The organism is Kitasatospora sp. NPDC096128, assembly GCF_040303105.1.
Taxonomy (GTDB): Bacteria; Actinomycetota; Actinomycetes; order Streptomycetales; family Streptomycetaceae; genus Kitasatospora.
In genome coordinates this window covers 1-10,585 of sequence record NZ_JBEOSP010000050.1, presented here as the reverse complement: position 1 = coordinate 10,585, position 10,585 = coordinate 1, and the positions used below count along the sequence as shown (strand labels likewise).

Genomic DNA, 10,585 nt, shown 5'->3' with positions numbered 1-10,585 from the left:
CCTCGCTGACGCAGCGCAGGTCCGAGTCCACCTCCACCGCGACGCCCTGCTCCGGCCAGTAGAGGTCCGGGACACCCAGGAGGAACGTTCCTCCTGGGCCGCCGCACGCTCGTCCGGCAGCACCCGGGACACCGGGCCCGGCAACCCGCCGGTCGGGCCGTCAGCCGGACGGTCGGGCAGCCGATCGAGCGGGCGATCAACAGTCTGACCAGTCCGACAACACTCCCAGTTCCGGCGACCGTCGTACCCTTGGTAGGTGACCGACGCCGTAGCAGCCATCCCAGAAGAAGCAGCCCCGGTCCCGCTCCTCGAACCGAAGGAGGGGATCCCGCCCGTCGTGGCGGACGAGCAGGCGCTGGCAGCCGTCGTCGCCGCCTTCGCCGCGGGCACCGGACCGGTGGCCGTCGACGCCGAGCGAGCCTCCGGCTACCGCTACGGGCAGCGCGCGTACCTCATCCAACTGCGCCGCTCCGGCGCCGGCTCCGCCCTGATCGACCCGATCGCCTGCCCCGACCTCAGCGGGCTGGGCGACGCCATCGCGGACGCCGAGTGGGTGGTGCACGCCGCGACCCAGGACCTGCCCTGCCTCGCCGAGGTGGGCATGAGACCGAAGCGCCTGTTCGACACCGAGCTGGCCGGGCGGATCGCCGGGTTCCCCCGGGTCGGCCTGGGGCCGATGACCGAGAACGTGCTCGGGCTGAGCCTGGCCAAGGAGCACTCGGCGGTCGACTGGTCCACCCGTCCGCTGCCCGAGCCCTGGCTGCGCTACGCCGCTCTGGACGTCGAGGTGCTGGTCGAGCTGCGCGACGCACTCGAACAGGAGCTGGACGCCCAGGGCAAGCTCGACTGGGCCCTGGAGGAGTTCGCCGCGATCGCCGCCGCGCCCCGCCCGGCCCCGCGCACCGACCCGTGGCGGCGCACCTCCCAGCTGCACAAGGTTCGCCGGCGCCGCCAGCTGGCCGTGGTGCGCGAGCTGTGGCTGGCCCGCGACCGGATGGCCCAGGAGCGCGACGTCTCCCCCGGCCGGGTGCTCTCCGACGCCGCGATCGTCAACGCGGCGCTCGCCATGCCGCTGAACATCGCCGCGCTGCAGGCCGTGCAGGGCTTCGGCCCGCGGCTGCACCGGCGCCAGCTGGACCAGTGGCTGGCGGCCGTGCAGCGCGGCCGGGAGGTCCCGGAGAACCAGCTGCCGCCGGCCGCCGCCCCGCACGACGGCCCGCCGCCGCCGCGGGCCTGGGCGGAGAAGGACCCGGTCGCGGCCGCCCGGCTCTCCGGCGCCCGGGCCGCGGTCAGCGAGCTGGCCGAGCGCCACAACCTGCCCGCCGAGAACCTGATCACCCCGGACCTGGTGCGCCGGGTCTCCTGGGAGCCGCCGGCCGAGCTGAACGCCGACGGCGTGGCCGCCGCGCTGCGCCGGCTCGGCGCCCGGCAGTGGCAGGTCGACCTGGTGGCGCCGGTGGTGGCCACCGCCTTCGTCACCGCCGCCACCGCCGACACCGCCGCCCAGGCCTGATCCGGCCGGAGCCCACGGGCCCGCCCACGCGGACCCCGCTCCGCCGACAGCACTCCGAAAAGGGGACACCGTCCGCACGGACGGCGTCCCCTTCGGCGTTTCCGGGGAGCATTCCTGGTCGGAACGGTGCCGGACGTGTCGCGGGACACATGGTCAGAACCCTCCGAGGGGCCTGGGCAGGTTGGTTACCGACCGGTAGCATGGCTGTGACGCGGCGCCGCTCGGATTCCTCCGGCGGCAGCCTGCCCACCTCAAATGTTGGTCCCTGGGAGGAGAGCCCCCGTGCCTCGTACCGCGAGGGACGTCGTCTTCGTCGATGGCGTCCGCACCCCGTTCGGCAAGGCCGGCCCGAAGGGCATCTACCACGAGACGCGCGCCGACGACCTCGTCGTCAAGTGCATCCGGGAACTCGTGCGCCGGAACCCGAACCTGCCCGTCGAGCGCATCGACGAGGTCGCCATCGCGGCCACCACGCAGATCGGCGACCAGGGTCTGACCATCGGGCGCACCGCCGCCCTGCTGTCCGGCCTGCCCAAGTCCGTCCCCGGCTACTCGATCGACCGCATGTGCGCCGGCGCCCTGACCGCCGTGACCGCCACCGCCGGCGGCATCGCCTTCGGCGCGTACGACGTGGTCGTGGCCGGCGGTGTCGAGCACATGGGCCGCCACCCGATGGGCGAGGGCGTGGACCCGAACCCGCGCTTCGTCTCCGAGAAGCTGGTCGACGAGTCCGCCCTGTTCATGGGCATGACCGCGGAGAACCTGCACGACCGCTTCCCGCACATCACCAAGGAGCGCTGCGACGCCTACGCCGTGCGCTCCCAGGAGAAGGCCGCCAAGGCGTACGCCAACGGCGACATCCAGCCCGACCTGGTGCCGATCACGATCCGCAACACCAACCCCGAGGTCGGCGAGACCGGCTGGGGCCTGGCCACTGTGGACGAGCCGATGCGCCCGGGCACCACGATGGAGTCGCTGGCCGGCCTCAAGACCCCGTTCCGCCCGCACGGCAACATCACCGCGGGCAACTCGGCCGGTCTGAACGACGGTGCCACCGCCTCGCTGCTGGCCGCCGAGGACGTCGCCGAGGAGCTCGGCCTCCCGGTCAAGATGCGCCTGGTCTCCTACGCCTTCGCGGGCGTCGAGCCCGAGGTCATGGGCATCGGCCCGGTGCCGGCCACCGAGAAGGCCCTGGCCAAGGCCGGCCTGACCATCGACGACATCCAGGCCTTCGAGGTCAACGAGGCCTTCGCCGTCCAGGTGCTGTCCTTCCTCGACCACTACGGCATCGCGGACGACGACGAGCGGGTCAACCCGTTCGGCGGCGCGATCGCTTTCGGCCACCCGCTGGCCTCCTCGGGCGTGCGCCTGATGAACCAGCTGGCCCGCCGCTTCGAGCAGCGCCCGGACGTCCGCTACGGCCTCACCACGATGTGCATCGGCTTCGGCATGGGCGGCACCATCATCTGGGAGAACCCGCATTGGAGCGGAGCGGAAAAGTCGTCTCAGGTCGAGGGTGGTAAGTGAGCATGAGCAACACGACTGAGCTGCTCCAGCAGGGCGCCGAGCTGTTCCCGGGCGAGGTCGTCACGACCGCCCACGTGCGCCACCTGGACCTGCCGCTGCAGGCCGGCAAGCTGGCCATGATCACCCTCGACAACGGCTTCGACCACACCAAGCCGACCACCTTCGGCCCGGGCTCGCTGCTCAAGCTGTCCGAGGCGCTGGACCAGGTCGAGGCCGAGGCCGCCGAGGGCAAGATCGTCGGCGCCGCGATCACCGGCAAGCCGTTCATCTTCGCCGTCGGCGCCGACCTCAAGGGCGTCGAGCTGCTCAAGCAGCACGCCGACGCGCTGGCCATCGGCAAGGGCGGCCACGAGGTCTTCAAGCGGATCGCCGCGCTGCCCGTCCCGACCTTCGCCTTCTACAACGGCGCGGCCATGGGCGGCGGCGTCGAGGTCGGCCTGCACTGCGACTACCGCACGGTGTCCGCGGGCGTCCCGGCCTTCTCGCTGCCCGAGGTCTTCCTCGGCCTCGTCCCCGGCTGGGGCGGCTGCACCATCCTGCCGAACCTGATCGGTGCCGGTAAGGCCGTCAAGGTCATCATCGAGAACTCGATGAACCAGAACAAGCAGCTCAAGGGCAAGGACGTGTTCGAGCTGGGGATCGCCGACGCGATCTTCGAGCCGGCCGACTTCCTGGAGCAGTCGCTGCTGTGGGCCGCCAAGGTCGTCAAGGGCGACCTGGTCGTCGAGCGCGAGGCGGTCGACCGCGGCAAGGCCTGGGACGACGCCGTCCTCTGGGGCCGCATGGTCGCCGACGCCAAGGTGCACGGGGCCGCTCCGGCCGCGTACAAGGCGCTGGACATCATCGCCGCCGTCAAGGACGCCGACCTCGCCGACAAGGCCAGCCTCCAGGCCGGCTTCGACGCCGAGGACGCGGCCCTGGCCGACCTCATCATGAGCGGCGAGCTGCGCAGCGGCATCTACGCCTTCAACCTGGTGCAGCGCCGGGCCAAGCGCCCGTTCGGTGCGCCGGACAAGTCGCTGGCCCGCCCGGTCTCCAAGGTCGGCGTCGTCGGCGCCGGTCTGATGGCCTCGCAGCTGGCGCTGCTGTTCGCCCGCCGTCTGGAGGTGCCGGTGGTCCTCACCGACATCGACCAGGAGCGCATCGACAAGGGCGTCGGCTACGTCCACGCCGAGATCGACAAGCTGCTCGGCAAGGGCCGGATCGGCCAGGACAAGGCCAACCGCCTCAAGGGCCTGGTCACCGGCTCGCTCGACAAGGCCGTCGCCTTCGGCGACGCGGACTTCGTCATCGAGGCCGTGTTCGAGGAGATGGGCGTCAAGCAGACCGTCTTCGCGGACCTGGAGAAGGTGGTCTCGCCGACCTGCGTGCTGGCGACCAACACCTCCTCGCTGTCGGTCACCGAGATGGCCTCGAAGCTGCAGCACCCCGAGCGGGTCGTCGGCTTCCACTTCTTCAACCCGGTCGCGATCCTGCCGCTGCTCGAGATCGTCCGCGGCGAGCGGACCGACGACGCGTCGCTGGCCACCGCCTTCGCCGTGTCGAAGAAGCTGAAGAAGACCTCGGTCCTGTGCAAGGACGCCCCGGCGTTCGTGGTGAACCGGATCCTGACCCGCTTCATGGGCGAGATCCAGAACATCATCGACGAGGGCACCCCGATCGCCAGCGTCGAGAAGGCCGTCGAGCCGCTCGGCCTGCCGATGTCCCCGATCGTGCTGCTGGAGCTGGTCGGCCCGGCCATCGCCCTGCACGTCTCGGAGACCCTGGCCGGCGCCTTCCCGGAGCGGTTCACCGTCTCCGAGAACCTCGGCAAGGTGGTCAAGGCCGGCAAGCGCGGCTTCTACACCTGGGTGGACGGTAAGCAGGTCCTCGACCCCGAGGTGCTGGAGCTGCTGACCTTCGGCGACTCGGTCCTCACCGAGGAGCAGGTCCTGAACCGCTCCCTGGAGGCCGTGGCCCAGGAGATCGGCCTGATGCTGGAGGAGGGTGTCGTCGGCGAGGCCCAGGACATCGACCTCTGCATGATCACCGGCGCCGGCTGGCCCTTCCACCTGGGCGGGATCACCCCGTACCTGGACCGTGAGGGCGTCTCGGAGCGGGTGAACGGCAAGAAGTTCCTCGCCCCCGGCGTGGCCTCGGTGCCCGCGTAAGGCCTAGCGCTACGGAAGGAGCCCCCGGCGACCTCGTCGCCGGGGGCTCCTTCGTGTGCGGGTGGCCCGGGGGCTGCTCCGTGTGCCTGCGCCACGCACCTGCTCCGTGCGCGGGCCGGGGGCCTCAGTGCTTGAGGCGGTAGACGACGGTGTCGCCGATGACGCCGATCATCTCGTAGTGGGTGTCCAGCAGGTTCTCGATCCGCGGAACCAGCACCGGCTGGTACGGAGCGACGCCGGAGTCGTCCACGAAGACCTCGGGCAGGCCGTTGGCGAGCTCCTTGTCGAAGGTCTGCCAGGCGTTGTTGACGCTGAACTGTTCGCCGACGTTGGCGCTGCCGTCCTTGCCGCCGCTGTAGTTGGTGAGGAAGCCGGCGGTCAGGTAGCGGCTGGCCGGCTTGCGGTCGGCCAGCCAGTACAGCTCGGGGTGCATGCCCCAGACCAGCACGGTGTCCTTGGGGGTGGTCTGGGCGGCGACCGCGGTGGCCACCTCGGTGTTGCGGCTCATCTGCTCCCCCGGCCAGGCCAGCGCCAGGCCCCAGAAGACCGTGGCGGCGACCGTGGTGTACACCAGGACGGGCTTCCAGCGGATCGCCGAGGTGGCGACCGCCCCGGTGCCCAGGAGCGCCAGCGGGGGCATCAGCTGCAGGTAGTAGTGGCCGAAGAAGTGGAAGCCCACGCTGACCGCGACGGCGGAGGAGAGCAGCCAGACCCACAGGTCGGTGGTCGAGCCGTGCTCCTCGCCGGCCACCGGCAGCGGGCGGTGGCGGTACTTGAACCAGAGCCGGCGGCCGACCGGGAAGAGGAAGCCGAGGCCCGCCAGGGCGAGGATGCCGAGGTTGCCGAAGGCCCGGCCGAGCATCTGCAGCCAGGCGCCGCCGAAGGAGGCGTAGTCGCCGCTGCCGGTGACCACCCAGAACAGGAAGCCCTTGGGCTTGGTGAGGATGACCGCCACCAGCGCTATCGGGACGGCGAAGCCGAAGCCGATCTTGAACAGGGCGGGCGGCCAGCGCACCCCCCGTCGGCGGGTGTCCTGGAGGAGCATCCAGAGCACCGGCAGCAGCACCGCGCCGCCGGTCTGCTTGGTCAGCGAGCAGAGCGCGACCGCGATGCCCGCAGCCAGCCAGCGGCGGCGCTCGGCGTACCGGAAGGCGGCCACCATCGCCGGCAGCATGAAGACCTCGAAGGTCGCCGCCTGGGTGTCCTCCGGGGAGAGCCCGATGGAGACCAGCAGGTAGAGCAGTCCGGCGCCGGCCCCGGCCCGGTTGCCCCAGCGGCCGCGGGCGATCGAGGCCAGCAGGATCGCGGTGACCAGGTGGGCCGCCACCGCGAGGGTGCGCAGCGGCCACAGCGAGGCGGAGCCGAAGACGGCGAAGCAGGCCTGGTAGAGCCAGGGGAGCAGCGGGGGCTTGCGGTCCACCACGGTGTCGTAGAGCACCCCGCCGTCCGCGAGCATCCGGGCCTGGGTGGCCAGGAAGCCCTCGTCGGGGCTCCAGACGGGCCGGGCGAAGGACGGGATGTGGGTGGCCACCGCGACCAGGGTGAGCAGCGGCACCAGCCTCGTCCAGTACCCCTGGTGGATGTGGGTACGGGCGCGCGCGGGCAGGCGGTCGACCAGTCCGGCGAAGCGGAGGCGGGTGGGGGTGGGCACGGTTGACAACCTACCGGGCGGGATCGGCGCGGAGAGCGCCGGTCCCGCCATTCAGTGCGATTGTCGGCTTGTCCTGTGACGAACTGTTACAGGGTTACGACAATCGGTCGTCGGCGGCACGGGAGCCGACACCGACGGAACGGACTGCGGGCTGCCGGACCGTTCCGCCGACCGCGGCTCAGACGCCGATCGCGGCTCAGGCCTGGACCGGCGCCGCGTCCAGCTTGGCGACCAGGGCGCCCACCTTCTCGGCGATGTCCGGGGCGTTCAGGCCGATCTCGGCCAGGATCTCGTTCCGGCTGGCGTGGTCCAGGAACTCCTGCGGGATGCCGAAGTCGCGCACCGGCAGGTCCACGTCCGCGTCCCGCAGCGCCTGCGCGACGGCCGCGCCGACGCCGCCCACCCGGCCGTTGTCCTCGATCGTGACGATCACCCGGTGCTCGGCGGCCAGGCCCGGCAGGGCCGGGTCCACCGGCTTGACCCAGCGCGGGTCCACCACGGTCGCGGTGATGCCCCGGGCGGCCAGCAGGTCGGCCACCTCCAGGCTGGTCGGGGCCATCGCGCCGACCGAGACGATCAGCACGTCCGCGCGGTGGGCGCCCGAGGGCTCCCCGGCGGCGCGCAGCACGTCCATCCCACCGACCCGGCCGACCGCGGGGACGGCGGGGCCGACCGAGCCCTTCGAGTAGCGGACCACCGTCGGGGCGTCCTCGACCTGGACGGCCTCGCGCAGCTGGGCGCGGACCTGGTCGGCGTCGCGCGGGGCGGCCAGCCGCAGGCTCGGGATGACCTGGAGGATCGACATGTCCCACATGCCGTTGTGCGAGGCGCCGTCCGTCCCGGTGACACCGGCCCGGTCCAGCACGAAGGTGACGCCCAGCTTGTGCAGCGCCACGTCCATCAGGACCTGGTCGAAGGCCCGGTTCAGGAAGGTCGCGTAGACCGCGAAGACCGGGTGCAGCCCGTTGGTGGCCAGGCCGGCGGCGCTGGTCACGGCGTGCTGCTCGGCGATGCCGACGTCGAAGATGCGGTCCGGGAACTCCTTGGCGAAGGGCGCCAGGCCGACCGGGTGGAGCATCGCGGCGGTGATCGCCACGATGTCCTCGCGCTCGTGGCCGAGCGCGACCATCTCCTCGCCGAAGACCGAGGTCCAGTCCTTGCCCGAGTTCTTGACCGGCAGGCCGGTGTCCGGGTGGATCACGCCGACGGCGTGGAAGCGGTCCTCGTCGTTGTTCTCGGCGGCGTGGTAGCCGCGGCCCTTCTCGGTGAGGCAGTGCACGATCACCGGGCCGCCGAAGCCGCGCGCCTTGGTCAGCGCGGACTCCAGGGCGGTCAGGTCGTGACCGTCGATCGGGCCGATGTACTTGAGGCCGAGGTCCTCGAACATGCCCTGCGGGGCGATGAAGTCCTTGAGGCCCTTCTTGGCGCCGTGCAGCGTCTCGAACAGCTGCTGGCCGACCACCGGGGTGCGCTGCAGGGCGTCCTTGCCCCAGGACAGGAAGCGCTCGTAGCCCTGGGTGGTGCGCAGCGTGGCGAGGTGGTTGGCGAGGCCGCCGATGGTCGGCGAGTAGGAGCGCTCGTTGTCGTTGACGACGATGACGACCGGCAGGTCCTTGGCGTCGGCGATGTTGTTCAGCGCCTCCCAGGCCATGCCGCCGGTGAGCGCGCCGTCACCGATCACGGCGACGACCGGGTCCGCCTTGCCCTGGATCCTGTTGGCCTTGGCCAGGCCGTCCGCGTACGAGAGGACCGTGGAGGCGTGCGAGTTCTCGATCACGTCGTGCTCGGACTCGGCGCGCGAGGGGTAGCCGGACAGGCCGCCGCTCATCTTCAGCCGGGAGAAGTCCTGGCGGCCGGTGAGCAGCTTGTGGACGTAGCTCTGGTGGCCGGTGTCGAAGAGGATGCGGTCGCGCGGCGAGTCGAAGACCCGGTGCAGCGCGATGGTGAGCTCCACCACGCCGAGGTTGGGGCCGAGGTGGCCGCCCGTCTTGGAGACCTCGGTCACCAGGAAGGTCCGGATCTCCTGGGCCAGTGCGGCCAGCTGGCCGGGCGTGAGCCGGTCGAGATCGCGCGGTCCCCGAATGCGGGTCAGCAGGGCCACCCGTTCCTCCTCGTTCAGTGTTCGCGGACCACGGACGGTCCGACGGGCGTCGCTGCCCGGTCCGGCGGCAGGCCGGTGGTCGCGGCCGGTACCGACCGGTCGAGTCTAATGTCCGCTACACGGACGCCGAGCGGCGCGCCCGGTGCCACCGGCCGGTTACCGCCATTCCAGGAGGTCGGTCGGGGAGAGCGGGTCAATCCTTGTTGACGAACGGGTGTTCGTCGGTGGGGGTGGGTGCGGTCGGACGCGGCGGGGAGGGGACGGCTGCGGTCAGTGGCGGCCGAGGGCGCCGGACTCGCCCATCTCGCTCATCACCAGGGCCAGTGCGCCCAGCACCTCGGCGCGGCCGCCCAGGGTGCCGGGGACGACCGAGAGCTGACGGGCGGCGCTGGGGATCGCGTAGCGGGCCACCGAGTCACGGATCGGGGCCAGCACCAGCTCACCGGCCTCGGCGAGGTCGCCGCCCAGGATCACCCGGCGGGGGTTGAGCAGGTTGCACAGGGTCGCCACGCCCGTACCGATCTGGCGGCCGGCGTCGGCGATCACCCGGCGGCAGCCCAGGTCGCCCTGGTGGGCCAGCTCGACCAGTCGGGGCAGGGTGAGGTCCGGGCCGAGGGTGGAGGTGAGCAGCGACAGCAGGTAGCGGGAGCCGACGAAGGTCTCCAGGCAGCCCCGGTTGCCGCAGCGGCAGACCGGGCCCGCCTCGTCCAGGGTGATGTGCCCGATCTCACCCGCGGTGCCGCCCGGACCGCGGTAGATCTGTCCGTTGACCACCAGGCCGGCGCCCACCCCGCTGGCGATCTTGATGTACGCGAGGTCGCTCAGGCCGCGGCCGGCCCCCCAGACCAGCTCGCCCAGCGCACCCAGGTTGGCATCGTTGTCCACGTGCACCGGCATGCCGAGCCGCTCCCCCAGCTCCCGGCCCGGGGCGATGCCCGTCCAGCCCGGCAGGATCGCGGTCGAGCCGAGGGCGCCGGTCTCCACGTCGATCGGGCCGGGCACGCCGAGGCCCACGCCGATCACCTTCTCCGGGTGGAAGCCGGCCTGCGTCAGGAGCCGGTCGACCATCGCCTCGGCCCGGTCGAAGCCCTGCGCGGCCGAGACGTCCACGTCGATCGGGGCGCTCTCCTCGGCCAGCACCCGGTGCGCGAGGTTGCCGACGGCGACCCGGAGGTGGGTGTGGCCGAAGTCGATCCCGACCACGATGCCGGCGTCACCGCTCAGCGAGACGCTGCGGGCGCGGCGGCCGCCGGAGGAGGTGTCGGCGACCACGACGGTGCCGCTCTCCTTCAGTTCCCGCACGATGTTGGAGACGGTGGCCGCGGACAGGCCGGTGCCGCGGGCGATCTCGGCCTGGGTGAGCGAACCGGCCATCCGCACCGCGCGGAGCACCCGTTCCAGGTTCGCCCGGTGCAGGGACGACTGTGAGCCCGGTGTGTCCGTCGACATGATCCACCCTCCCAGGGTGGGGAACCCTCCGCCGGGTGTCCCCTTCAACTCCTGAAGGGTACGGCTCGGGGGGGCGCTGTGCGGGGGCTGGTGGGGGGTGGGGTTCCGCTGCGCGGGGGGCTTGGGTGTGGGGGTGGGCTTTCGGGAGGGTGGGTGACGCCGGGGGCGGTTCCGGGGGTGGGCGCTCCGGGGGC

General features: G+C 72.0%; 6 protein-coding genes. 3 read left to right on the top strand and 3 right to left on the bottom strand.

The window, feature by feature from the left end; genetic code table 11:
- Nucleotides 1–256 precede the first annotated feature (256 nt).
- From ABTY61_RS35550 to ABTY61_RS35540, 3 genes are all read left to right on the top strand, one after another.
- Entirely contained in the window at nucleotides 257–1,513 is a 1,257-nt protein-coding gene (locus ABTY61_RS35550) for an HRDC domain-containing protein (protein ID WP_350509312.1), read from the top strand.
- Nucleotides 1,514–1,795: 282 nt separating this feature from the next.
- Nucleotides 1,796–3,040 carry a thiolase family protein gene (locus ABTY61_RS35545; RefSeq protein ID WP_350509311.1) on the top strand — a complete coding sequence of 415 codons (1,245 nt, stop codon included), beginning with the start codon at nucleotides 1,796–1,798 and terminating at the stop codon, nucleotides 3,038–3,040.
- Nucleotides 3,041–3,042: 2 nt separating this feature from the next.
- A complete protein-coding gene (locus ABTY61_RS35540) occupies nucleotides 3,043–5,190 on the top strand; it encodes a 3-hydroxyacyl-CoA dehydrogenase NAD-binding domain-containing protein (RefSeq protein ID WP_350509310.1) in 2,148 nt (715 codons plus the stop codon).
- 124 nt (nucleotides 5,191–5,314) lie between these two features.
- Here ABTY61_RS35540 and ABTY61_RS35535 read toward each other — a convergent pair whose 3' ends face one another.
- The 3 genes from ABTY61_RS35535 to ABTY61_RS35525 form a co-directional block, all read right to left on the bottom strand.
- Nucleotides 5,315–6,841 (bottom strand): ArnT family glycosyltransferase, encoded by a 1,527-nt coding sequence (locus ABTY61_RS35535; protein ID WP_350509309.1) that lies wholly within the window; start codon nucleotides 6,839–6,841, stop codon nucleotides 5,315–5,317.
- A 196-nt stretch (nucleotides 6,842–7,037) separates the two neighbouring features.
- On the bottom strand, nucleotides 7,038–8,942 hold the full coding sequence (gene dxs / locus ABTY61_RS35530; RefSeq protein ID WP_350509308.1) for a 1-deoxy-D-xylulose-5-phosphate synthase: 1,905 nt from the start codon (nucleotides 8,940–8,942) through the stop codon (nucleotides 7,038–7,040).
- Nucleotides 8,943–9,212: 270 nt separating this feature from the next.
- Nucleotides 9,213–10,391: an ROK family transcriptional regulator gene (locus ABTY61_RS35525; RefSeq protein ID WP_350509307.1), complete on the bottom strand. Its 1,179-nt coding sequence runs from the start codon at nucleotides 10,389–10,391 to the stop codon at nucleotides 9,213–9,215.
- Nucleotides 10,392–10,585 lie beyond the last annotated feature (194 nt).